Raw genomic sequence first — 24568 nt, 5'->3', positions numbered from 1 at the left:
AGGTGTTGGGAAATTAGAGGGCGTCGACAAAGGCCTTGTATGCTTTGCCGTCCATCAAGCCTTCAAATTCGCTTTTGTCGCCGATGGTCATGCGGAAAAACCAGCCGTCTTCCTCCGGCGAAGTGTTGACCAGAGCCGGCTCGTCTTCGAGCGTGTTGTTGCCCTCGGTGACTTCGCCGCTGATGGGCGCGTAAACGTCGCTTGCCGCCTTTACACTCTCGACAACCGCTGCATCGCCGCCCTTGTCGAGCATGGTGCCCACGTCGGGCAATTCCACAAAAACGATGTCGCCCAATTGCTCTTGCGCATAGTCGGTGATGCCGACTGTGGCGCTTTCGCCTTCGACGTCGATCCATTCATGTTCATCGGTGAAATAACGCGGCATTGATCAGTTCCCTCTGAAGTATTTGTGAGCCACAAAAGGCATGGGTGATACGGTTGCTGGCAGCGCGCGGCTGCGGACTTTGCAGGTGAGCTGCGTGCCGTCTTCGGCATAAGCGGCATCGACATAGGCCATCGCGATGGGCTGACCCAAAGTGGGCGAGAAGCCACCGCTGGTGACGGTGCCAACTTTAGTTTCGCCAGCAAAGACTTCGGCGCCTTCGCGTGCAGGCATGCGGCCTTCGATTTTGAGACCAACGCGCTTGGTGGTGGGCCCATCGGTGAAGGCTTTCATCACCGGGCCGTGGCCAAGATACCCCCCACCCTCGCGGCGCTTCTTTGACAGCGCAAAGGTGAGATCGGCGCTCACGGGATCGGTGTCGAGCGTCAGGTCATGTCCATATAGAGGGAGGCCTGCCTCCAGCCTCAAGCTATCGCGCGCGCCAAGGCCAGCGGGCTTAACCCGGTCATCGGCAACAAGCGCGTCGGCGAGTTTCTGAACCGAGCCTTCGTGTACCGAAATCTCAAATCCGTCTTCGCCGGTATATCCAGCACGGCTCACCCAGATGTGGCCGCCGTCATATTCGAACAGATCCGCCGTCATAAAGGTCAGCGCGCCCGTCCCCGGAACCAATTCTTCCAGAACTTCGCCAGCCTTGGGCCCTTGCAGAGCAAGCAGAGCGAAGTCGTCATAATGGGTCATCGTCACTTCATCCGCGAGATGTTCGCGAAGGTGGCCGATGTCATCCCATTTGCACGCGCCGTTCACCACCATAGTGAGATGGGGGCCTGCGTTGGTGACCATCAGATCATCAATCACTCCGCCCTCTTCGGTCAGAAGCATGGAGTAGCGCATTTTGTTCGGCTTCAATGAAGTAATGAGCCCGGGAAGCAGTTTTTCAAGCTCACGTGCGGCAAGCTCAGGATCATCCTCGGGCGAGCGGAACGCAAGCTGCCCCATATGGCTCACATCAAAGAGGCTCGCAGACGACCGCGTCCATTCATGCTCAGCAACGATACCCTCATACTGGATCGGCATCTCATAGCCAGCAAACGCCACCATCCGGCCACCACGCTCACGATGCCAAGCATCAAGCGGGAGCGTGCGCGTTTCTAATGCCTCTGGGGCAATCGCTTCTTCAATTGGTTCGTCGCTCAAAATATTAGTCCCCGAAGACAGGTCAAGAAACGCCTCAAACACAGCGTCGTTCCTGCCCCCTCTGTCGGGTCAACCTGAGAGCTTAGCGGGCCAAGAAAGCTCCGCCTTCCCCTTCGGTGGTAAGGCACGCAGACAATACATCCGCGCCTCACGCTTTCCAGAGTGCCTATGCCAATTCGCGGTCCGTTTGCCTGAGAGTTTCCGGGGCGGTTGCTCCTTCGGCGCCGGGCTCCCTTTCAGAAACCAAGTCTCTCCCGCGAAAGACGCCAGAATCACTTCCGGCAGGCATCACCCATGTTGCGGATGCGAAGAGGCGCGTCAATCGCGCTATTTGCGCTCGCATGAATTAATTGTGCGAAACCTGCGGTGCGCGCGCACAATTCACAATGTTTGACGGGGCTGGGAAATTAAAGAAGTCCGCAGTCACCGGCGGTGAGCGTGTATTTCGCCCCGCTTGCCTCGCTCACATCGACCTTCGCGCACCAGCTTTCACTGGTCGACATTTTAAGGCGCGAAAGCACCTGACGGTCGCCGGCTGCAACGCTTGAGCTGCTCTTATGGCGCGAATTGGATGTGCCGGTAAGTTCGGCGGTGAATTCAACCTGCTGCGTTACAGGCGAGTTCGCTACGATTTCGATCTCCACTCCGCCTTCATCCTCAACCACGTTCAGGGTTAAGGCGCGCGTGTCATTTGACGCGCTCACCGCGCTACAGCCTGCTGCCGCTGCAAGAGCGGGCGCGAATAAAGCGAATTTTGCAAGTCTGTGGGCCATGATAAAGAACCTTTAATTGCCGCCGCCCAATTGCTGGACGATAGCATTTACGATCCCCTGCGTTTCTGGCGAAAGATCAGCAGCCGGGTCGCCTTCTGCTGCGGTCACCTGTGCGCCGGTTGGCGCCTGTCTGTTGAGCGCGACAGATGCGACAACCTGATTGTCAAAACTGCTTGGATTGGCATCCACACTCGCCAGACGCTTTATCGCCGCCTCGAGCGTCGCCGCACGGCCAGCGTCAAGGCTGCTCCCCAGAAGGCTGTCTTCGGCGGAACCGGCGCGGTTACTAGAAAATTCTTCAGAGCGCGTTTCAATTCGTCTTTCGCATATTGCCTGAAGCGCAGGTATAGTGCTGCCACGCTCGCACATATCTGTGCCTTCAACCGCATCAAGCAGCACACGGCGCTCAGCCTCGCTTAATTGGGCTAGAGCGGCCGATGACGCACCTTGCGACAATTGTGCCACGTCGTTTGGACCGCCTTGCACAGATACTTGCGATACGGGCGTGGCGGGCTCGTTGCCGCTGGCGCCGATTTGCTGCTGACCTGCTGCTTTCGCGCGGGCGGCCGCTACGCTTTGCGGGGTAATCTCGTCAGGTAAATAAACTTTCGAGGAAGCATCATCGGGCGCTTGCTCGACAAAGGCGCTTTCATCGCGCGGAACATCTCGAGGATCGTCCTGAGCAACAACAATGCCGTGTGCGAGCAGGCCCCCTGTAAGAGCCAAGCTTGTCGCCATTGCGCGCGTGCTTTTCATCACAGCTCCCTTGTCACCCGTAGCCTCAATTGCTTTGCGTGATAATCGCGGCCGCGCCGCCGGTCTGCACCACTTCGATGTCGGTGAGGCCATTGCCCGTTTGCGTCCACTCTATCGCATTGCCATCACCGATTTGCGATGCGGTCATGGTGTTGTTGTCACCGGTCTGCGTCATAATCGCCCGATTGTCAGAGCCGTCTTGAACAAGCGTTGCAAGATTGCCCGAACCGGTTTGCGTGATCGCTGCGCCAGAGGCTTCAACGCCAGTCGCGTTCTGTGAAAGAAGCGCGGTGTTTGCACTGCCCGTCTGAGCGATGAGAGCGACGCTCTGCGCGTTGCCTGACTGGGATACACCGGTGATGTTGGTATCACCGGTTTGATCGACCCGGGCAAGGTGATCGCCGTCGCCGTCCTGAGTCACATCGGCGGTGTTGTCATTACCATCCTGAACAAGCTCTGCGCTTTGCTCGCTGTTTGACTGATTGAAAGTCGCCGCGTTGCCATCGCCGATTTGCTCGACAAAAACACCGTCAAAAGGCCCAGTACCGGGCGCAGTTACCTGCGTTTGAGCGGAAAGCGGCCCTGCCGTAAGCGCAGCTGTGAGCCCAGCGAGCGTCAGGCCGGTTCTTAAGCGAATGCGTTTCATAGCTCTTTCCTAACGTATTTTGGCAGTGTTGGCGAGACGCTTAGGCCCGCATCCTTACCGCACTCATTTCTTCAGCCCGTTAGAACCGGACATGACTGGCGCGTTGACACAACTTGCGCCTCCAGACACCGCCGCCTGCTGAGAGGCGGTGATAGCAGACCTACCGCGTGACGCTCATTGAGCTGCCCGTGCCGCTTTGTCTGCGATCAAAGAGCCGTTACCCGTCTGGGTGACAAGCGCGCTGTCATTGCCGGTTGAAAACTGAGCAACATCACAAGCGCATGCGCCAGGTTGATGAACATCAGCGCTGATGCCGTTTGCATGGTCGCCCGAAGATGATTGGCTGATCACTGATTCAGCGCTGCCATCTTGCAATGCAATTGCGTTGTACCAACGGGCGTTGCACCGATGTTTGCTTGATCCGCGCTCGAAATATTGCCGTCAGCACCCTGCGTAACAGCGGCGGTATGATTTTCGTCATCCTGAAAGACATCAGAGACATCGCCAGTGCCAGTCGTTTGATCACCGGTTCCCGGGTTGGCTGTGCTGATCGAGTCGACAACACTGCAATTGCCCGTGTCTCCTACACAGTCGGCAGGTGTCGAAACAAAGATCCAGTAGCAAGAAGAGGGACCCGAAGGCCCCTCTTCCAACCGGTTTTCGCCTACTGGTTCACCGTCGCGGTGTTGTTGAAGCCAGCCTGAGTAACAGTCGAAATGTTGTTATCAGAGGCGGCCTGTGTGACCGTAGCAAGGTTGCCGTCGCCGGTTTGAGAAACCGTGCTGAGGTTGCCGTTGCTGTCTTGGGTCACGAGAGCAATGTTGTTCAAGCCAAGGTCATCAAAGCCTTGCTCCACGAAGCTCGTATTGTTGTCACCGCTCTGAGCAACTTGGGCAAGATTGCCGTTGCTGCCAGAAGTACCACCTTGGTCGATAAGGCTGGAATTGCCATTACCGATCTGATCGACGAAGGCCTGATTGTCGTCGCTTGGGCCAAGCTCACCAACAAATGTGTTGGGTCCCTGTGCAATGGTCGATTCGTTGCTATCGCCGCTCTGGTCGACCTCAGCGAAGTTATTCTCGCCGCCAGCTTCCTGGAAAATGTCAGTGGCGTTGCCGCTACCATCTTGATTGACGAAAGCCTGATCGGACGTACCATCTTGGATGATAAAGCTGGAGTTGTTGTCGCCATCCTGATTGTCGATAGTCGCGAAGTTCAAATCGCCAGTCTGCGTGATCGCGCTGGTGTTATTGTCGCCGTTTTGGTCCATCACCAACGCGGTGTTATCGTTACCAGATTGATCGACAAAGCTGGTGTTATCGCTGCCGTCCTGATCAATATCAGCAAGGTTGCGATCTCCGCTTTGGAAGACGATGCTGTCGTTGCCTGACGTACCGCCACCAGCTGAGCCTTGCTCGTCAATCTCAGCAATGTTGTCGCTACCAGTTTGCGAGACCGAGCTGGTGTGGCTGTCGCCAACTTGCTGAACAAACGCGAAGTTATTAGCTTCATCACCGGTTTGGAAGATGTCACTGGAGTTGCCAGTGCCGTCCTGCTCGACTTCCGCTTCATTCGAACCGCGTGGCGGGATAAGGCTATCGCCTTGCGCAATGTTCGACGTGTTGTTCATGCCGGTCTGGGTGACAGTGGCAAGCGAACCGTTGGTGCTGCCGTCCTGTGAGATATCGCTTTCGTTGAAATCACCAGTCTGGGTTACGATCAGGTCGTTGTTATTACCACTTTGAGTCGAATCAGCACGGTTGCCGTTTCCAGTTTGGAAAACGTCCGCGATGTTTCCGAGGCCAGGTTGGCTGACAGATGCGCTGTTGCCGTCGCCGGTCTGGACGACAAGGCCAAGCCCGAGATTGCCGCGCTGCTCAACGTCAGCGAAGTTGCCGTTACCAAGCTGCGTGACTGTCGCTTCCTGACCGCTACGGTTCGCCGGTGGGAATGCGTTTGTGACGCCTTGGCTTACGGTCGCGTCGTTGCCTTCACCGTCTTGCATGATCAATGCTTCCTGCGAACGTCCGGTTGAGGCAAGAAACGCGCCGTCGGAAGCCTGGTTGATCGTCGCAGTATTTGTCTCGCTGACACCGTCTGCATTCGTCTGATCGATCTCGGCATTCATGTCGAGACCAGTCTGATTGATGGTTGCCTCATTGGTAGGCACAGAGAAGTTGGTGGATGTAGGCGGCGTATCACGCTGTGTGATCAGTGCGTCGCTGTTTTCCGCATCGAAGCCCGCTTCTGTAGCACCTTGGTTGATCGTAGCGACACCTTCGACGCTGTCGGTCTGCTCGACCGTACCGTCATTTGCTGTGCCGTTCTGGTTGACCGTGGCTTGATTGGCCGCGGCCGGTGCGGCCATGGCAAGTGCCAGGACTGATGCACCCATAAGAATTGAATTTTTCATTACTTAATTCCCCCTTTAGGAAGTTTTAACATTTGCGACGTACCGCTCAATTTGCAGAGTTCTGTGCTCTGCTTAAAGGAAACGGACAACATTCCGCTCCCTCTGTCTGTTACGCGTTCCATCTTGGAACAGGCAGCAGGCAAACCTTTGATTTGTGATTGCTTTGCGAGCTCGCAACTATTGCGTTGAATAACGCAGCTAGCTGTAACGAGAATCTACGACGTCATACGACGCACGCAGTGCACCCTTAAAATCCCCCCTTTATAATCCCCCAAATTGCGCCATCCGCTCTTTCAAACAGAGACTCTTTAGAACCAAATCTGCCAGGGCACGCAGCGCGCCCTAAAACCACTGCCTATGAACCTTCGCCTTCATCATCGCGGTCAACCACAGTCAACGCGGTCAGCGAGCCCGCCCGCTCCACCGCATCCTGCACGTCATCCGCGTCATAAATCCCGTCACGCTCTGCTCGGTAAGTGCTCACAAGAGCCTCTGCCGCAGCAGAATCTGCAAACCGCCAAAGCCCCAGGTCCACTCCTTCAAGGACCAGCCCATACACCGCTTTTTCAATCGCTTGCTGTAAAGCGACCTGATCAGGCTCGTTGGATGTAATTCCCGTCTCAGCCTCAAGAAGTTCGCGGAAGGCAACAAAGCGAAATGCGCTTGCACCGATCGCCTGGCTCGCAATGGTTTTTGACGCCTGAACATTGGTCAGAACTTCACCGGTGCGAACCGATACAGCGCGCAAATACACCGTCACAGTGTCCTGACGATATTCAGTGCGCGCACCAATGCCCAAAAACGCCGCCCCTGCGCCGCCGGTGACCGTATTGCTGTCATAGCCGATGATCCCGCCTTCAAGCAGGACGCCGGCAAACAAAAGCGCCGGCAAAGCGTTGGGATCAACTTCGCTCTCACCCAGATAACGCTTGCGCATCTCACCAATAATCTGACGTTCTTTCAGAAGGTTATCGAGACGCTCACGCTCAACAACAGTGAACCACTGGCGATTGCCTGCATCTTGCAAAGCCTTCACCAGAATAGAGCCAGCCCCTTGCGTTACCGCACGGCTAAGCGTTTGTCCGGTGTTCGAAGGGCGAAACTGGCCTGTCTGATCACTGAACCCATAAACTGCGATTGCCACTTGCCGCTGAGGAGCAGGAAGTTGATGAAGCAGGTTTTGCGTCTGCGTCTTCTTCGGGAAGTACGCAAGGCTAGTCGTTTCAGGAAGGAAATCCCTTCCATCCTGGCCAATTGTCGCACAGCCGCTCATAGAAAGAGCCGCCAGGCCAGCCAGCCCGAGCTTCACGAAAGACCGCATCAATTAACCTCAAGAAACAGAGGAATGACGATACGGGTTTCTTCACCGGAATCATCATCGCGGATTATAAGCGTCACCTCATCGAGGCTGCGGAAAAACTCAATCGTCTGCCCGCCAAAGGTGATTGTTCCTTGTTCCTCCGGATTATCGCCAAAGATTGCATCAACAATCTGAGACGAAAGAGCGGAAAGAAGCCGTGATTCGAGCTGACGCGCAAAGATGCTCGATTGATCGGTACGATCCGTAGCATCAGGATCAGTTGTGTTGTTCTGAGCGTTAGCGGTTCCCAGAATATGGTTCGAATTAAAAGGGTTTCCGCCAAATGTGGGGCTGATCGGTGTGTGCACCAAATCCTGAGCCATCACAGGTGAGGCGGCCGCGGCACCCCCTACCATCAAGGCAGCCGCAAGCATGCGAATCATATTATAACCCCCTCTACCCATTGGATAGTCCTAACCCTCAGCAACTTTAACACTTCGTTTATTGCGTATCTTAGCACTTGTGTCGATTCATTTTGTAACGCCTAAACAGGCGGCGCGGTGCGCTTTGGCTATGCTGTATTGTAATGGGTCACTCACCCGCCTCACCGTTATCAAGTTGCCGTATATGCGCGGACCAATTCACCGGTCTGTGCAAATCGACACACTTTGTGCCGAAACGCCAGAGCCTTAGAGGTTAGGTCTGAGCCAGCGTTCAGCCGTTGCTACGTCAACATCGCGGCGTTTGGCATAGTCTTCAAGCTGGTCGCGCCCGATCTTGGCGACCCCAAAATATTGCGATTCGGGGTGCCCAAAATAAAGCCCGCTGACAGCAGCGGTGGGCAACATTGCAAAGCTTTCGGTTAACGAAACGCCGATTTCAGCCTCTGCATCCAGCATGTCGAACAGAATCGGTTTCAACGAATGATCCGGCACCGCTGGATATCCGGGCGCGGGGCGAATGCCGCGATATTGCTCTTTAATGAGAGCTTGGTTGTCGAGCTGCTCTCCGGGTGCATAGCCCCACAGGTCGGTGCGCACATGCTGGTGAAGGCGCTCGGCCATGGCCTCTGCAAACCGGTCCGCCAGCGCCTTAAGGAGGATGTCGGAATAATCGTCCTTATCGGCGCGGAAGCGGGCGATGTGGGGTTCGATCCCGTGGATGCCGACGACAAAGCCGCCCATCCAATCGCCTGCGGGGTCGATGAAGTCGGCAAGGCACATATTGGCGCGGTCGCGGCTCTTGATGACCTGTTGACGCAAAAACGGCATGCGGATGTGGTTGTCCGCGCTCATATGGATCATCACATCATCGCGGCAATCATGCGCACGGGCACACGGCCACAGACCCACAACCGCTTTGGCGGTGAGCCACTTCTCTGCAACAATCTGCTCAAGCATCGCATCCGCATCAGCTTTGAGATTACGCGCGGCCTCGCCCACCACTTCATCCTCTAGAATGCGCGGGTAGACGCCGTGCAGTTCCCAAGCCCTAAAGAACGGGGTCCAGTCGAAGATCTCGATGAGGTCTTCGAGCGGCCATTCTTCAAACAGATGATCACCGGGTTTAAGCGGGGGCGCAGGTTTGTCGGAGAGAAACGCATCGTAGAAATTACCGCGCGCTTCTTTAATGGGTAGGAGCGCTTTCTCGCTTTTGCCAGCACGCGCGACGCGGACCTTTTCGTATTCCTCAGCGGTTTCCTCAACAAAGCCGTCGCGCAATGTGTCGGACAGCAGTTTGGAGGCAACGCCGACCGCACGGCTTGCGTCCAGCACGTGGATGACAGGGCCATCATAGGCCGGATCAATTCGAAGCGCGGTGTGCACCCGGCTGGTGGTCGCGCCGCCAATCAGCAGCGGCATGCTCATCTCAGCGGCCTGCATCTCTTCGGCAACCGTCACCATCTCGTCCAGTGACGGAGTAATGAGGCCCGAAAGCCCGATCATATCGGCCTTGTGCTCGTTCGCGGCTTTGAGAATATCTTGCCACGGGACCATGACGCCAAGGTCGACGACTTCATAGCCATTGCACTGCAACACCACGCCCACAATATTCTTGCCGATATCGTGCACATCGCCTTTGACGGTGGCCATGATGATCGTGCCTTTGGAGGTGCGCTCGGCCTCTGGCAGCAGCAGCTTTTCCTCTTCGATAAAGGGGATGAGATGGGCGACAGCCTTCTTCATCACGCGCGCGGATTTGACCACTTGGGGCAGGAACATTTTGCCCGAACCAAACAGGTCGCCAACGACATTCATGCCGTCCATCAATGGCCCTTCGATCACCTCGATCGGGCGTCCGCCAGCGTCGAAAATCTCTTGGCGCATGATTTCCGTGTCATCGACGATGTGCGCATCAATCCCTTTGACAAGCGCGTGTTCGAGGCGTTTGGACACTTCCCAGCCGCGCCATTCGGCCGCCTGCTTGTCGTCTTCCTTGCTTTTACCCTTGAAACTTTCGGCAAGGTTGATCAGCCGCTCGGTCGCGGTTTCCTCGCCTTCGACCTCGCGCATCAGGATTACGTCTTCGCAAGCCTCGCGTAAGACCGGGTCGATGGTATCATAGACATCCAATTGCCCTGCATTGACGATGGCCATGTCAAACCCGGCCGGGATTGCGTGATAGAGAAAGACCGAGTGCATCGCGCGGCGCACGGTTTCATTGCCGCGGAACGAGAAGGAAAGGTTGGAAAGCCCTCCGCTGGTCTTCACATGCGGGCAAAGCTCTTTGATTTCCTTCACCGCCTCGATGAAATCGAGGCCATAGCGGTCGTGGTCTTCAATCCCGGTCGCAACCGCGAAGACGTTGGGGTCAAAGATGATGTCCTCGGGCGGAAAACCGATCCCGACCAGAAGGTCATAGGCGCGTTTGCAAATCTCGACCTTGCGGTCCTTGGTGTCGGCCTGCCCTTCTTCGTCAAACGCCATGACGACGACGGCGGCGCCGTAATCCATGCACAGCCGCGCCTGTTCGAGGAATTGCTCCTCGCCCTCTTTCATACTGATCGAGTTGACGATGGGTTTGCCCGAAACGCATTTGAGCCCTGCCTCGATCACGTCCCATTTGGACGAATCAATCATGATCGGCACGCGCGCAATATCGGGCTCAGCTGCGATCAATTTGAGGAAGGTCGTCATCGCGTGTTTCGCATCGAGCAGCCCTTCGTCCATATTGACGTCGATCACCTGCGCGCCGTTCTCCACCTGCTGGCGAGCGACCTCCACTGCGGCGGCGTAATCATCCGCCATGATGAGCTTTTTAAACCGAGCAGACCCGGTCACATTGGTGCGCTCACCGATATTGATAAAATTCGTGGCAGATGGGCCGGTCATGTGGTGGTTTCCAAACAGAGGGTGCGGGCAAAGACGAAGTCGTCGTAAAGTTTGCCGCCAACATTGAATTGGCGGGTGCCGATGATTTCGAAGCCTTGGCGTTTGTAGAATGAAATGGCGCGGTGGTTGTCGTCTTTGACGCCGAGGAGCAGGCGCTTGTTGCCCTGTGCTGCAGAAAGTACTTCAGCGAACAGGCGCTGCGCCGTCCCAGTGCCCTGAAAGCGGGAGAGCACGTAGATTTTCTTAAGCTCCACATCACCATCTTGCGCTGCATCAAGTTCAGGCGAAGGGATCAGCATCGCATAGCCGATGGGTGACCCATCAATCTCAGCCAGCCAAGCGCGCGCACCGCTTTCGATGAGGCTCGCCAGGAACGCGGGCGCGTGTTTTTCGCGGCAATGGGCAAGCATCGCCTCACCCGGAATTTCATGCGCAAACGTCTCAAGGAAGGTCGCATCAGACACGAGCGACAGCCGCTCTGCATCCTCAACGCCCGCTTCGCGCACTGTAATTCCATCGGCGTGGGGTACACTCATGCCGCAAAGGTGAAAGCTTCAAGACCCGACAGGCGCATCGCTGTTTCCGGTGTCGGAATTTTGCGCGGGGACAGGCCTTTGACCGCCTCGGCAATCGCCTGAATATGCGCAGGCGACGACCCGCAGCATCCGCCCAGAATATTAACCTGACCGCCCTCGGCCCACTGCTTCACAAGGCCAGCGGTGGTATCGGGCATCTCGTCATATTCGCCCAGCTCATTGGGAAGCCCTGCATTGGGATAGGCCATGATCAGCGTGTCCGCGAGGCCGGAGAGCGATTGCACATGCGGGCGCAATTGGTCTGCGCCAAAGCTGCAATTAAGACCAATGGTGATCGGCTTTGCATGGCGCACAGCGTACCAGAATGCCTCCACCGTATGGCCCGACAAATTGCGGCCCGACAAATCGGTGAGCGTCATCGAGATCATCACCGGCACTTCACGGCCCAGATCCGCCTCCAACTGCTTCACCGCCATGATCCCGGCCTTGGCATTGAGCGTGTCGAACACCGTCTCGATCAATATGAAATCGCATCCCCCTTCGATCAGCGCGGCGGCCTGTTCTTTATAAACGGCGGTCAGCTCATCAAAGTCGATCTCGCGGTAGCCGGGGTCTTCCACGTCGGGCGACAGGGAAAGTGTCTTATTGGTCGGCCCGATTGCGCCAGCCACAAAGCGGGGCTTCCCATCCTTCGCCTCATACTCGTCCGCCAAAGCGCGCGCGATTTTGCCAGAGGCGATGTTGATCGCCGCCACCTGATCTTCGGCGGCATAGTCGGCTTGCGAAATGCGGTTGGCACTGAATGTGTTGGTCGAAACAACGTCAGAGCCCGCATCAAGATACGCGCGCGTGATATCGGAGATCACATCGGGCCGGGTCAGCGCGAGGATATCGTTATTGCCCTTTTGATCCGCGCCAAGACCAAGCTCGCCCGCATAATCTTCTTCGGTCAGCTTGCGGTTCTGAATTTGCGTCCCAAACGCGCCGTCAAAAATCAGCACCCGTTCGCTCGCGGCGGCTTCAAGTTTCGTGCGCGCATTCATGAGGCGTCTCCGGTTGGCCGTTTGCCGAGCATATGGCAGATCGCATAAGACAGCTCTGCCCGATTGAGCGTGTAGAAGTGGAACTGGCGCACCCCGCCTGCATAAAGCTTGCGGCACAGTTCAGCGGCAATCGTCGCGCTCACCAATTGGCGCGCGGCGGGGCGTTCATCGAGGCCTTCGAACAGCCCCTGCATCCAGCTTGGGATAGCCGTCCCGCAAAGCCCGCTCATCCGCTGGACGGCGGCAAAGCTCATTACCGGCATGACACCCGGCACAATCTCTGCATCAATGCCAGCTGACGCCGCCTCATCGCGGAAGCGGAAGAAGCATTCAGGATCAAAGAAGAACTGCGTAATCGCGCGGTCTGCGCCTGCGTCAAATTTGGCCTTCAAATTGGCGATATCGGTCTGCGCATCGGGGCTGTCGGGGTGAACTTCTGGGTAGGCCGCGACCGAAATCTCAAAATCGGCAACCTCTTTAAGGCCCGCGATCAGCTCCACCGCATTGGCATAACCGCCCGGATGAGGCGTGTAGGCCCCGCCATCTGGCGCATCGCCGCGCAGCGCCACAATGTGCCGAATGCCGCTTTCCCAATAGTGGCGCGCAACCGCGTTCACTTCATCCTTGGTCGCATTAACACAGGTGAGGTGCGCTGCGGCGGGGATGTTGGTCTCGGTCTGCACCCGCACGACCTCAGCATGGGTGCGCTCCCGCGTGGTGCCACCTGCGCCATACGTCACTGAGACAAAGCGCGGCCCCAATGGCTGCAAAGTCTCAACGCTTGCCTGAAGCGTCTCCGCCATCTTTTCCGTCTTGGGCGGGAAGAACTCGAAACTGATGTCGATATCGCCGGGAAGATCGGAAAACAGCGGGCTATCCAGAGCGGTGCGCGCCTCGTGCAGTTGGTTGAGGGTCGGGGTCATAGTGCTAGGCTTCTTTGCGGGGCAGAGGGGGTGAAGAAGTGTTCTGCGATGAGGCGTTTTCGGGATCTGCGCTTACCGCGCCCTTGCGTGTCCCAATCCAGATTTTGACCACCAGTTCCCCGCCATCCAATGCGTGGGGGCGGGCAGGTTCAAATCCAGCGGCGCGAAGGAGCGTTTCCATCTGATTATCGGCAAAGCCCAAACGCGCGTGCTGATGCCGGTCGCGCAGGTCTTCATTATTGTGGCTCGCAAAATCGATAATCGCGATCCGGCCGCCGGTTTTCGTCACGCGCGCCGCTTCGGCCAGCGGCATTGCGGGGTCTTGCGCAAAATGGAGAACCTGATGGAGCAGCACCGTATCAAACGTGGCTGCAGGAAACGGCAAATCGCCAAAATCGCCTTGAACCAGGTCGATCTTACCTGCGGGCAAGTGCTGCAATTTCGCCCGCGCAACGCGCAGCATCTCGACGTTTTTGTCGAGCGCTTTAATGCTCATAGCGTGGGGTTCAAACAGTTCGGCCATCCGCCCCGTGCCCGTGCCAATATCAAGCACCGTGCCCAGGTCTGCGCCGCTGAGCGCCCCCAGCAATTGCTCTTCGACCTCGGCCTCCGGTGTATGGAGTGCGCGCAGTTCGTCCCATTCGTTGGCGTGGGCTGCAAAATACTCTTCGGCATTGGCCTCACGCGATTGGCGAATGGCGGCAAGCTTTCGCCGATCATCGGCGCACACGCGCGCAAATTCGGCATTCTCCGCCTCAGCGGTGGCCAGCAATCGTTCAAGCGCCGCATGCACAGGCCCTGCCTGCTCGCCGCTGACAGAGCGCAGGAAAACCCAGCTCCCCTCGCGCCGCCGTTCAGCAATGCCTGCGTCACACAAAATGCCCACATGGCGCGAGACGCGCGGCTGGCTTTGGCCCAGAACCTGCGCAAGCTCCCCCACAGCAAGCTCCATCGCGGAAAGCAGCCGCGCAATGCGCAGCCGCGTGGGATCCGCCAGAGCTTTAAAGAGTGCGTCGATAACCATGGTTTGGGCCTCATATAAAGATATTTTTATATGTGTAAATGCGCTCCGAGAATTGAACGTATGTAATAGAGGTCAAGCTAAACCCATTGCACAAATTGCCAATGGCGATAACGCGGGCCGGACTGCCCCTTTCATAATCAAACCAATCGGGCAATCAATTGGGAGACATATGCTGTGAAGCTTGGCTGCTGCTATTTCCCGGAACATTGGCCCGAAGAAATGTGGGCGAATGATGCGCGGCGCATGCGCGAAATGGGATTAACCCTTGTTCGCATTGGCGAATTCGCGTGGAGCCGGATTGAACCGGAACCGGGCCGTTTTGATTGGGGCTGGCTCGACCGCGCGATTGAGACCTTGGCAGATGCGGGCCTTAACATCATGCTGTGCACGCCAACCGCAACGCCGCCCAAATGGCTGGTTGATCAAATGCCAGACATGGTGGCGATTGATGAGCAAGGTCGCGGGCGCGGGTTCGGCTCGCGGCGGCATTATTGTTTCTCACACCAGGGATATCGTGAGCAATCGCGGCGGATCACCCGCGCTGTGGCTGAACGCTATGGTAAGCACCCCGCCATCACCGCGTGGCAGACCGACAATGAATACGGCTGTCATGACACGGTGCTGAGTTTTTCGGACGCCGCCGCGGAAGGTTTTCGCCGCTGGTGCGAGGCGCGGTATGGCACGATTGACGCTCTCAATACCGCATGGGGCAATGTGTTCTGGTCGATGGAATATCGCTCATTTGCAGAGATCGACCCGCCGCATTTGACCGTGACTGAGGCGAACCCTTCGCACTGGCTCGATTACCGCCGCTTCGCCTCTGATCAGGTGGTGAGCTTTAACGCAGAGCAGGTGGCGATTTTGCGTGAGTTGTCGCCCAAAAACGGGAAGCGCAGGGATGTGACGCACAACTTCATGGGCTTCTTTACCGAGTTCGATCACCACGATGTTGGACGCGATTTGGATGTGGCAACGTGGGACAGCTATCCGCTTGGGTTTTTGGAGCAGTTCTGGTTCTCTGAAGAAGAGAAAGGCGCTTTTTTTCGCCAAGGGCACCCGGATATCGCGGCCTTCCACCACGACCTTTATCGCGGGTGTTCGGATGGGCGCTGGGGTATCATTGAGCAGCAGCCGGGTCCGGTGAACTGGGCGCGGTTTAATCCTGCACCGCTTGATGGAATGGTCGCGCTATGGACGCTGGAGGCGATGGCGCATGGTGCCGAATTCGTGAGCTACTTCCGCTGGCGTCAGGCTCCTTTTGCGCAGGAGCAAATGCACGCAGGGTTGCTGCGCCCCGATAGCGTTGATGCGCCCGCCGCCGATGAAGCAAGGCAGGTGCGCGATGTGATTGCACAGATCGGTTCGCAGCAGATCGCCAAGGCTAAGGTCGCAATCGTATTCTCCTACGAAGCTGCATGGGTGTGCGGCATCCAGCCGCAAGGCAAAAGCTTCCGCTATTTGGAGCTTGTCTATGAATGGTATTCGGCTCTGAGACGGCGCGGGCTGGACGTCGATATTGTGCCGGTGGATGCGGCGCTCGATGGCTACAGTGCAGTGTTCATCCCGAGCTTGCCAATCGTGCCGGATGGCTTTGCAGATAAGCTCGCCGCGCTAACCTGCCCCGTGCTGATCGGTCCGCGTTCGGGGAGCAAAAGCGAGAGCCTCACCATTCCGGAAAATCTCGCACCGGGCGCGCTTGAGAATATTCTCGGGCTCAAAGTGACCCGGGTCGAATCCTTGCGCAATAATGTTTCACTTGTAGGAAATGGATTTTCCGCAAGTCGCTGGCTTGAGGATGTACTTACTCAGCAAAGCCCTGAGTTGACCCTCGATGACGGCACCGGAGTGGTCTTTGCGAAAGGCAATCTGCGCTACTGCGCCGCATGGCCAGACCGCTCGCTTTTGGACCTCTTGGTGGAGCGGATTGCGGGAGAGGCGGACCTCGACTTGATGGACCTGCCTGAAGGTGTCCGGGTGCGCCGCAGCGCCTCTCATCTCTTCGCCTTCAACTACAACGCGCACGCCGCGGATTTGAGCGCACTTGGCCTTGGCGAACCTGTGGTAGGCTTTGTTCAAATGGAACCTGCCGCAACGTCAATCTGGACAATTGCATGATCGCGTCCCAGAGGCTGATCCCATGAGTGAGAGACGTAGGTACGCGATCATCGGCTGCGGCATGATGGGCCGTGAGCATATGGCGAACTTGGCGCTGGTGCCGGGCGCTGAGCTTGCCGCGATTGCCGAACCAGACAGCGGCTCGCGTATGGAGGCCACGGCGAAAGCGGCGCAGCTTGGGCAGAGCCCTGAGATGTACACCGATGCAGGTGAAATGCTCGCTGCCTCCAAGCCCGATGCGGTTATCATCGCCTCGCCCAATTTCACCCACTACGATGTGGTGAAGCCCGTGATGGAAACAGGCTGCGCAGTCCTTCTCGAAAAGCCCATGTGCACCGATCCCGCCGACGCCTTGGACTTGGCGAAGGCGGCGCGCGAGTATGATAATCTCTTCTGGGTGGGCCTCGAATATCGCTATATGCCGCCGGTCACCAAGTTCATCGAACGGGTGCATTCCGGCGATGCTGGCGAAATTAAGATGCTGGCCATCCGCGAGCATCGTTTCCCCTTCCTGGTAAAGGTCGGCGACTGGAACCGCTTCAACCGCAACACCGGCGGCACTCTGGTGGAGAAATGTTGCCACTTCTTCGATCTGATGCGCCATATCCTGCGCGATGAACCGGTGCGTGTCTTTGCCAGCGGCGCGGCAGATGTGAACCATCTGGATGAGCGCTATGACGGCGAGACACCGGACATTATCGACAACGCGTTTGTCTTACTCGACTTTGCAGGCGGTGCGCGCGCTGTGCTCGACCTGTGCATGTTCGCCGAAGGCTCGCCAAGCCAGGAAGAGATCAGCGCCGTTGGCACCAAAGGTAAGCTCGAAGTCAAACTGCCCGGCGGCTTCGTCACATGGGCACCGCGCGACAAATCAGGGCCGTTTGAAGAGCACATTGGTGTCCCGCCCGAAGCTTTGGCCGCAGGCGATCACCACGGCGCGACCTACTACCAACAACACCGCTTTCACGAGGCTTTGGTGAACGCTACCCCGCCCCTTATCACAGCCCGCGATGGCTACCGCTCGGTCGTCATTGGAGCGGCGGCTCAGGAAAGCATCGCTACGGGTCAACCGGTCGATATCACATACGAGGACTAACCCATGCTCAGCACCATGCCCCCCGTTGGTTTCGGCCTCTGGAAGATACCCAAAGAAGACACTGCCAACGCCGTCGTCGAAGCGATCCGCGCAGGATATCGCCATTTCGACAGCGCCGCTGATTACGGCAATGAAGCGGAGAGCGGAGAGGGGTTTGCACGCGCTATCGCTGAAGGGCTTGTGACGCGCGAGGAGCTGTGGATCACCTCCAAGCTATGGAACACCTTCCACGCGCCCGAACATGTCGAAGAGGCTGCGCGAAAGTCGCTTTTTGACCTGCAAATCGAATGTTTCGACCTTTATCTGATCCACTTCCCCATCGCGCTGGAATATGTGCCGATTGAAGAGCGCTATCCGCCCGACTGGCTGTTCAACCCCGAAGCTGATGAGCCTGAAATGCGCCCTGCGAAAGTGCCGCTCTATCAGACGTGGCATGCGATGGAGGCGCTGGTCGAGAAAGGCCGCACCAACCGCATTGGTGTGTGCAATTACAATTCCGCGCTGATCCACGATCTGATGACTTATGCGAGTGTGAAGCCGAGCCATCTGCAAATCGAGAGCCACCCCTACCTCACCCAAGAAAAGCTCATCCGCTGCGCGCGTGGGTACGGCATTGAGGTGACCGCTTTCTCTCCGCTTGGCGCGCAGAGTTACTTCGAGCTCAATATGGCCGAGGCGCAAGACAGCCTTTTGGGCACAGCGCCCGTCATGGTGGCGGCCCAAGCCCACGACAAAACCCCTGCTCAAGTGCTCCTCAAATGGGGCGTTCAGCGGGGCACTTCGATCATTCCGAAGACCACTAAGCCAGAGCGGATGCGGGAGAATTTGGCCATCGAGGACTTCGAGCTGTCAGCGGTTGAGATGGCAGCGATCAACGCGCTCAACCAAGACCGCCGGTTCAACGATCCCGGTGCCTTTGCCGAAGCCGCGTTCGGGAGGTTCCACCCGATTTATGACTGAGGCGCAAATGTCAGAATTTCCCGGCGTAATCCCTGGCGGCGGCGATCTTGCCGCTTTCCTGAGCGCAAACAAAAGCGCGGTTGATGCCGCTTTGACGGATGCTGGCGCGCTCCTGTTTCGCGGCTTTGATGTGCCCAATCCGCTTGCTTTTGACGCGGCGATCGAAGGCTATGGCGAGGCGGGGTTCACTTATGAGGACTCGCTTTCGAATGCGGTCCGCACAAACGTGACCCCAAGGGTCTTCACCGCCAATGAAGCGCCTCCTTCGACCGAGATTTTCCTCCACCACGAGATGGCGCAGACCCCGCTCTATCCGGCAAAGCTGTTCTTCTACTGCGAGATCGCTCCAGGCATTGGAGGCGCGACGCCGCTGTGCCGTTCGGATTGGGTGCTGGAGCGGCTCCAAGAGCAATCGCCTGCCTTCGTCGCAAGGCTCGGGGCGGAAGGCGTGCGTTACACCAATGTGATGCCGGGGTCTGACGATGCGGGTTCTGGTCAGGGGCGCTCTTGGCGCTCGACCTTGAGTGTCGCCGATGAGGCTGCGGCAGAAGCGCGGTTGCAAGAGTTGGGCTACTCTTGGGAGTGGCTCCCAGATGGCTCACTGCGCGTGACCACCGCAGCTCTGCCTGCTGTGCGCACTCTTTCCGTTGGGCGCAAGACGTTCTTCAACCAGCTCATCGCCGCCTTCAGGGGCTGGGCTGACAGCCGCAATGATCCGAACAAAGCGATCACCTTTGGTGGCGGCGAGGCGATCACATCTGAGGACATGGCGCCCGCAATTGCGTTGGCGGATGAGTTTACCCATGACCTCGCATGGAAGGCGGGCGACGTCGCATTGATCGACAATTTCGCGGTCATGCATGGCCGCCGTCCGTTTGAGGGCAAGCGCCGAGTGCTCGCCTCGCTCATTGCCTAATCCCATCATACTGAACTTGTTTCAGCATCCATTCGCCGGCTTGGTGCGGTTGTTTCGTTATTCTTGCGACCCTTGCGAAGCCACTCGCAAACTGAGCCGGCGCAGAGTTGAACCCTGAAACACGTTCAGGATGACGAGGGAGTGCGGCGAGCAGACCACGTCCAAAAGGCGACGTTGAGTAGAACGAGCGCACCGATCAGCACCCCAAAGAGCCCGCCCGGCCCGCTCTCGCTCGCCGCGCCCACAGGTGAGAACAGCAGATAGGTCGCCACAACGCAGCTAAACAGCGTCACCGCCAGCGGCCTTGCATAGATCCACGGCGTCATGTCCACTTTCTCATTGCGGGTGAACGCCCAAGCCTTCTTGCGCGGGGCGAGCGCTCCGCAGACCAGCATGATGCCCACTTCGATCAAAAATAGCACCGCGTATTGGTGGATGAAGTGGAGCGTCACTTCTTCGTTGAAGACGAATGTGAGGAGCGCATAGGCCGTGATGTGGAAGACAATCACGATCTTCGCGCCCAATGCCGGAACGCGGGCCGTGAACAGGCCCACCATAACGATTACAATCGTTGGGATGTTGTAAAAGCCAGTGAACTTGCGGATCAGCTGGAACAGCCCTTCGGGTGCCTGCGAAAGGTAAGGCGCGACCGCGAAGGAGAACAATGCGATCACCACGCTCGCGATCTTGGCCACGCGTACAAGCTGCTCATCGGTAACCTGATCACCTTTGGCGGGCCCATAGATATCCAGCGCAAACAAGGTCGCGGCTGAATTGAGCAGCGAGTTAAACGAACTGAGCACCGCACCCAACAAGACGGCCAGGAAGAACCCGCTCATCCAAAGCGGCAGGACATCGCGGATAAGGCGCGGATAGGCCTCATCAATGCCGCCCAACCCCGGCCCATACATGTGGAACGCGATCACGCCGGGGATCATCATCATGAAGGGCACCATGATCTTGAAAAAGCCGGAGAGAAGCACCCCCTTTTGCCCCTCTGCCAATGACTTCGCGCCAAGCGTGCGCTGGATCACATATTGATTGGTGCACCAGTAAAACAGGTTCGCGAACACCATGCCGGTGAAGATCGTGCCAAAGGGTGTGGGATCGTCCGGTCCGCCGATCGCGTTCAGCTTTTCGATGTGCTCGCTTCCCAAGGTGGAGAGACCTGCGCCAAAATCGCCGCCGCCCAGCGCGATCAGCCCAAACACCGGCACCAATATGCCGATGATGAGCAATCCCGCCCCGTTGAGCGTATCCGACACTGCCACCGCGCGAAGCCCGCCAAAAACCGCATAAACAGAGCCGATTACCCCGATGACAATGACCATCATCACCAGCGCCTCAAAATCGCCAAGACCCGTCAGCGCCGGCACATCGAAGAAGGCAATCACCGCAAGGCTGCCCGAATAGAGCACGCTCGGGATCGTCACGAGGCCGTATCCCAGCATGAACAATAGCACCGACATGCGCCGGACAGTGGGATCAAACCTATCGTTCAGGAATTGCGGCAGAGTGGTGAAGGCTCCGGCCAAGTATTTGGGCAGGAACACCAGCGCCATTGCGATAGTCGCTACTGCCGCTGTCACCTCCCAGCCCATGCTCGACATATTGAAGCCGTAGGCAGAGCCATTGAGCCCGATGAGCTGTTCAGCCGACAGATTGGTGAGCAGCAGCGAGCCGGCGATGAAGGTCGCACCGAGCCCGCGCCCTGCAAGGAAATAGCCATCCTTTGTGTCCGCAGTCCCGCGCGTTTTCAGCCAGCTGATCCAGCCGACGAGCGCCATGAAGATCACGCAGCTTGCGAAGGTGTAAATGAGATTACCACCGCTCATTCTGCATCTTCCGCTAGCAGCGCGCGATAGTGATCAGCCAAAGTGTCGTTCCCAAATTCCGGCGTCGCATCGGCGTCATATCGCCCCGCCTCGCCGTCCCAGACAAGCATGCTCTCTGTCGCGTAGTACCGCGCGATCCGGGCATACTCCGCCTTTTCGGCAAGCCAGTCCGATGCCCATGCCCCAAGCGAGAAGAGCCAAGAAAACAGGCTGAAAAGACCGGAAGGAACGGAGCGGAATTTTGGCTTTAATCCTGCTGCTTCAAACAGGATTTCACCTTGCCGCTTAAGCGTAATCGCAGGCCCAGGCCCGCCGATAGGAAGGATTTGCCCGCGCCTCGCGGGGTCATCCACGCAGTCCGCGATAAAGCGCGCCAAATCCGCATCGCTTATCGGCTTGCATGCGGTGAGTTCGCCGTCGCCAAACAGAAAAAAGGTTTGCCCGAACGCACCCGCTCCACCTGTCCCGACAGAGATTTGAAGAAGGCTGTCGGCCGCACAATCGTATAAGCGATGGGGGCTTCGATCAAAGCACTCTCAAACGCCAATTTCGCATGTTGAAACGCGAGCTTTGGCTTTTGCACACAGATCGCAGAGAGGAGGACGAAATGCTCCGCCTCCACATTTTGTGCGCCTGAAAGAAGGTGAAGATTGGCTTCAAGATCAACGGCTTTCGCATCTGTGGGAGAGCCGCTACGCGAGGCGATGCAGGAGATCACCGTGTGTGGCCTAGCGTTTTCAATCGCGGAGGCGGCGCTGCCGGGATCGGATAGGTCGGTGACACAAATCTGCGCGCCCTTGAGCTCTGGAAGCCCGGCTGCACCTTCCCCTCGCACCAACGCCGTCACCTGATAGTTTCGGGCAAGGCATTCCCTCACAACAGCGCGGCCAATAGTGCCGCTTGCCCCGGCAACCAAAATGCGTTTGCGCACTCGATCAGCGGCGCGCGCGGTCACTCAGCACTGCCAACTGCTATTGCGACGTCTTGTCCTTCATCTTCAACATGCTGAGCCGCTGTGATCGTGTAGGCCCCCGGTTCCACCCGGAAATCATCTATCTCAGTGTCGAAAAAGCTCAGTTTTTCGATGGGAAGGCTAATTTCGATTCGGCGCTTTTCTCCTGCGGCGAGCGCGATTTTCGCAAAGGCTTTGAGTTCGCGCGGCGATCGTTCGACCCGGGAGGACTTGGCCGAGACATAAATCTGGACAACACAATCGCCTTCCCGCTCGCCCGTGTTAGCGACTTCGGCAGTGAGCCTTGCTGTCTCGCCCGGCAGGTAGTCGGTTTTGTCTGAGCTGATGCTTCCAATCGCAAACCGGGTGTAGGAAAGCCCAAAGCCAAATGGAAACGCCGCGGCGCGCCCCTCGCGGAGCAATTTTCGGTAGCCATGCCACAGATCATACGTGATCGAAGTCGCATCCTTGTCGAAAAACGGCAGATGCGCCTCGTTCGTCGGAACGGAAAAGGGCAGCCGCCCGGAAGGTGCGCGCACGCCGTAGACGATATCAGCCAGAGCGTGCCCGCCCTCCTGGCCCGGATACCACAGCATCATGATCCCTTTGGCCGCGTCCTTCCACTCCTCCATTACAATAGCGCTGCCGCCGATGAGGACAGCCACCACATTGGGGTTGAGCGCCGCCGCCTCGCGGATCAGATCGGCATGCTCAGGTTTAAGTCGAAGGCTGTCCCGGTCCCCTCCCCGCCCGAAAGAGCCTTGCTCAGTATCAAAGGCTTTGCGTTGGCGCCGCGAGGCATAACCCAGCATTCCCTTGACGATCCTGGTCCAGATAGGACGCATAAAGCGCTTGCCGAAAAGCCAATGAAGCCCCGGCGGCGGCGGGAAATTTTCGGACAAAGTCGCAAGGTTGGAAAGCGGCGCGATGTACTCACCTTCTTCCCGGTAGGTGTTGCCAGCAAGGACAAGAACCGCGTCGGCATCGCGCACCTTTTGCTGGGCTGCCTCGCTTTCGAGAGTATCAAAATGAGCGACGTTGCCCTTGCTCGCCGCCTCCATCCCTTCAAGCGGATGCACCGCATGATCAGGGCGGCCATCGGACGATCCGCGGTCGCCCAATGTCGGTTTGGCGGCAAGATCGCCCAGCATCACGACGTTCGCCTCAGGCCGCAGGGGCAAAATATCGCCCCCATTTTTGAGGAGAGTGATCGACTGCACCGCAGCTTCGCGGGCGAGCGCTTTATGAGCGTCGCACCCAAGGTCAGCGCGGTCATATTCCTCAATCGGTGGCAGTTCGAATTGCGGCGTAATGGCCCGCTTTAAGGCCCGGTCCAAAAGCGCTTCATCAACGTGCCCAGCGCTTACCGAAGCCTCAAGGAATTTACCCCAGACCATCGGAAACGGCATTTCCAGATCAAGCCCTGCATGAATGGCCCTTTCCCCATCGCGCACGCCGAAAATGAAATCGGTGATGACGAAGCCTTCAAAGCCCCAGCGTCCGCGCAAAATGTCATTGAGCAGCACTTTGTTCTGCCCAGCCCACTCACCATTAACCGAGTTATAGGCGCTCATAAAGCTTTGCGCCCCTGCATCCAAGCAAGCTTTGAAATGCGGCAGATAAATCTCATGAAGTGTGCGGTCGTCGATTTTCACGTCCACCTGAAACCGCGCATTCTCCATGGAATTGAGGGCATAGTGTTTCACGCAGGCAATCGCGTGACGCTGTATCCCCTGTGTCAATGCAGCGCCCATGGCCCCCATATGATGGGTGTCCTCGCCGTAAGTTTCCTGCGCTCTGCCCCATGCAGGATGGCGCAGAAGATTGATGCACACAGCGCCTGTGAGATTGCCTCCCAAAAGCCGCAACTCCTTGCCCAGCGCATCGCCAATTTGCGCCTCAAGCTGCGGGTTCCATGTCGCCCCGCGCGCCATTGTGACGGGGAACATGGTTGCCCCGCCAAACACCACGACACCGCGCGGTCCGTCGATGAACTTGAGGCCCGGCACACCAAGCCGCTCATTCGCTGCCACGGGAAAGGCATGACGATGGTAATAATCCTCCTGCGTGAGCTGGCGCATCCCATCCCAAAACTCGATATCGCCAGAGAGCATGCGCACTTTCTCTTGCGTCGAGGCTTGCGCGATGATTGCATCAATATCGGGGGTGTTCTGCACCGGGCCACATTCCTTCAGATGTCTGAGTGTCAACGAACGGTGTCGCTGTGCCGGGAGCTAAATGCAAGCCTGAGGCCGGCCTTTCCCTGACCCTTTCCCTGCTTTTGATCAGAGGGAAACACATTTGAAATCATTGAGACAGAACATCCCTCCTATCCAATTTGCACGGCTGAGAGTTCATTATGCCTGCACGCAAACGATACATCAAAATCGCAAGTGTTGGTTTTGGAA

General features: G+C 57.5%; 23 protein-coding genes and 1 riboswitch. Of the genes, 4 read left to right on the top strand and 19 right to left on the bottom strand.

The annotated features are described in order from the left end of the window. Positions 1–13: 13 nt before the first annotated feature. The 15 genes from gcvH to AC0V60_RS00455 all read right to left on the bottom strand — a co-directional run bounded on the left by gcvH (position 14) and on the right by AC0V60_RS00455 (position 14286). Entirely contained in the window at positions 14–385 is a 372-nt protein-coding gene (gene gcvH, locus AC0V60_RS00525) for a glycine cleavage system protein GcvH (protein ID WP_486176610.1), read from the bottom strand. A 3-nt stretch (positions 386–388) separates the two neighbouring features. Next, complete coding sequence (gene gcvT / locus AC0V60_RS00520) at positions 389–1540, bottom strand: glycine cleavage system aminomethyltransferase GcvT (RefSeq protein ID WP_486176609.1); 1152 nt, start codon at positions 1538–1540, stop codon at positions 389–391. A 169-nt stretch (positions 1541–1709) separates the two neighbouring features. Beyond that, a riboswitch (glycine riboswitch) is annotated at positions 1710–1807 on the bottom strand. A 140-nt stretch (positions 1808–1947) separates the two neighbouring features. Continuing rightward, on the bottom strand, positions 1948–2313 hold the full coding sequence (gene csgH, locus AC0V60_RS00515) for a curli-like amyloid fiber formation chaperone CsgH (RefSeq protein ID WP_486176608.1): 366 nt from the start codon (positions 2311–2313) through the stop codon (positions 1948–1950). Between the two features lie 12 nt (positions 2314–2325). Next, positions 2326–3069, bottom strand: coding sequence for a hypothetical protein (locus AC0V60_RS00510; protein ID WP_486176607.1), 744 nt, complete (start codon positions 3067–3069; stop codon positions 2326–2328). 25 nt (positions 3070–3094) lie between these two features. Then, positions 3095–3715: a hypothetical protein gene (locus tag AC0V60_RS00505; protein ID WP_486176606.1), complete on the bottom strand. Its 621-nt coding sequence runs from the start codon at positions 3713–3715 to the stop codon at positions 3095–3097. Positions 3716–3889: 174 nt separating this feature from the next. Beyond that, the gene (locus tag AC0V60_RS00500; RefSeq protein ID WP_486176605.1) at positions 3890–4066 is read right to left on the bottom strand and encodes a hypothetical protein; all 177 of its coding nucleotides are present in this window, start codon (positions 4064–4066) and stop codon (positions 3890–3892) included. Further along, the gene (locus AC0V60_RS00495) at positions 4063–4368 is read right to left on the bottom strand and encodes a hypothetical protein (RefSeq protein ID WP_486176604.1); all 306 of its coding nucleotides are present in this window, start codon (positions 4366–4368) and stop codon (positions 4063–4065) included. The genes AC0V60_RS00500 and AC0V60_RS00495 overlap by 4 nt, the downstream gene beginning before the upstream one ends. A gap of 11 nt (positions 4369–4379) precedes the next feature. Then, entirely contained in the window at positions 4380–6128 is a 1749-nt protein-coding gene (locus AC0V60_RS00490; protein WP_486176603.1) for a hypothetical protein, read from the bottom strand. A gap of 355 nt (positions 6129–6483) precedes the next feature. Beyond that, complete coding sequence (locus AC0V60_RS00485; RefSeq protein WP_486176602.1) at positions 6484–7449, bottom strand: CsgG/HfaB family protein; 966 nt, start codon at positions 7447–7449, stop codon at positions 6484–6486. Further along, the gene (locus tag AC0V60_RS00480) at positions 7449–7871 is read right to left on the bottom strand and encodes a curli assembly protein CsgF (RefSeq protein ID WP_486176601.1); all 423 of its coding nucleotides are present in this window, start codon (positions 7869–7871) and stop codon (positions 7449–7451) included. Before AC0V60_RS00480 ends, AC0V60_RS00485 begins: the two co-directional genes overlap by 1 nt. A 246-nt stretch (positions 7872–8117) precedes the next feature. Continuing rightward, complete coding sequence (gene metH, locus AC0V60_RS00475; RefSeq protein ID WP_486176600.1) at positions 8118–10760, bottom strand: methionine synthase; 2643 nt, start codon at positions 10758–10760, stop codon at positions 8118–8120. Beyond that, the gene (locus AC0V60_RS00470) at positions 10757–11296 is read right to left on the bottom strand and encodes a GNAT family N-acetyltransferase (RefSeq protein WP_486176599.1); all 540 of its coding nucleotides are present in this window, start codon (positions 11294–11296) and stop codon (positions 10757–10759) included. Before AC0V60_RS00470 ends, metH begins: the two co-directional genes overlap by 4 nt. Further along, positions 11293–12339: a homocysteine S-methyltransferase family protein gene (locus AC0V60_RS00465; RefSeq protein ID WP_486176598.1), complete on the bottom strand. Its 1047-nt coding sequence runs from the start codon at positions 12337–12339 to the stop codon at positions 11293–11295. Before AC0V60_RS00465 ends, AC0V60_RS00470 begins: the two co-directional genes overlap by 4 nt. Beyond that, a complete protein-coding gene (gene metF / locus AC0V60_RS00460) occupies positions 12336–13262 on the bottom strand; it encodes a methylenetetrahydrofolate reductase (protein WP_486176597.1) in 927 nt (308 codons plus the stop codon). Before metF ends, AC0V60_RS00465 begins: the two co-directional genes overlap by 4 nt. Positions 13263–13266: 4 nt before the next feature. Then, positions 13267–14286, bottom strand: coding sequence for an ArsR/SmtB family transcription factor (locus AC0V60_RS00455; protein ID WP_486176596.1), 1020 nt, complete (start codon positions 14284–14286; stop codon positions 13267–13269). Positions 14287–14460: 174 nt separating this feature from the next. On the opposite strand from AC0V60_RS00455, the gene AC0V60_RS00450 reads away from it, so the two are divergent. From AC0V60_RS00450 to AC0V60_RS00435, 4 genes are read left to right on the top strand one after another with little or no spacing between them, the layout of a single operon-like run. Continuing rightward, on the top strand, positions 14461–16401 hold the full coding sequence (locus AC0V60_RS00450) for a beta-galactosidase (protein WP_486176595.1): 1941 nt from the start codon (positions 14461–14463) through the stop codon (positions 16399–16401). A 22-nt stretch (positions 16402–16423) separates the two neighbouring features. Beyond that, positions 16424–17497 carry a Gfo/Idh/MocA family protein gene (locus tag AC0V60_RS00445; protein ID WP_486176594.1) on the top strand — a complete coding sequence of 358 codons (1074 nt, stop codon included), beginning with the start codon at positions 16424–16426 and terminating at the stop codon, positions 17495–17497. Positions 17498–17500: 3 nt separating this feature from the next. Then, positions 17501–18457: an aldo/keto reductase gene (locus AC0V60_RS00440; RefSeq protein WP_486176593.1), complete on the top strand. Its 957-nt coding sequence runs from the start codon at positions 17501–17503 to the stop codon at positions 18455–18457. Beyond that, the gene (locus tag AC0V60_RS00435) at positions 18450–19373 is read left to right on the top strand and encodes a TauD/TfdA family dioxygenase (protein WP_486176592.1); all 924 of its coding nucleotides are present in this window, start codon (positions 18450–18452) and stop codon (positions 19371–19373) included. The genes AC0V60_RS00440 and AC0V60_RS00435 overlap by 8 nt, the downstream gene beginning before the upstream one ends. Before the next feature lie 125 nt (positions 19374–19498). On the opposite strand, the gene AC0V60_RS00430 is transcribed toward AC0V60_RS00435, so the two are convergent. From AC0V60_RS00430 to AC0V60_RS00415, 4 genes are read right to left on the bottom strand one after another with little or no spacing between them, the layout of a single operon-like run. Continuing rightward, complete coding sequence (locus AC0V60_RS00430; protein ID WP_486176591.1) at positions 19499–21208, bottom strand: solute:sodium symporter family transporter; 1710 nt, start codon at positions 21206–21208, stop codon at positions 19499–19501. After that, a complete protein-coding gene (locus tag AC0V60_RS00425) occupies positions 21205–21561 on the bottom strand; it encodes a hypothetical protein (RefSeq protein WP_486176590.1) in 357 nt (118 codons plus the stop codon). Before AC0V60_RS00425 ends, AC0V60_RS00430 begins: the two co-directional genes overlap by 4 nt. Positions 21562–21596: 35 nt before the next feature. Further along, positions 21597–22163: an NAD(P)H-binding protein gene (locus AC0V60_RS00420; protein WP_486176589.1), complete on the bottom strand. Its 567-nt coding sequence runs from the start codon at positions 22161–22163 to the stop codon at positions 21597–21599. Continuing rightward, positions 22160–24337: a beta-glucosidase gene (locus AC0V60_RS00415; protein ID WP_486176588.1), complete on the bottom strand. Its 2178-nt coding sequence runs from the start codon at positions 24335–24337 to the stop codon at positions 22160–22162. The genes AC0V60_RS00420 and AC0V60_RS00415 overlap by 4 nt, the downstream gene beginning before the upstream one ends. Positions 24338–24568: the final 231 nt, after the last annotated feature.

The sequence above is a fragment of the Erythrobacter sp. S259 genome (assembly GCF_057364965.1).
The sequence above is the reverse complement of the archived record's forward strand: the minus strand, read 5'-3'. Positions and strand labels throughout refer to the sequence as shown.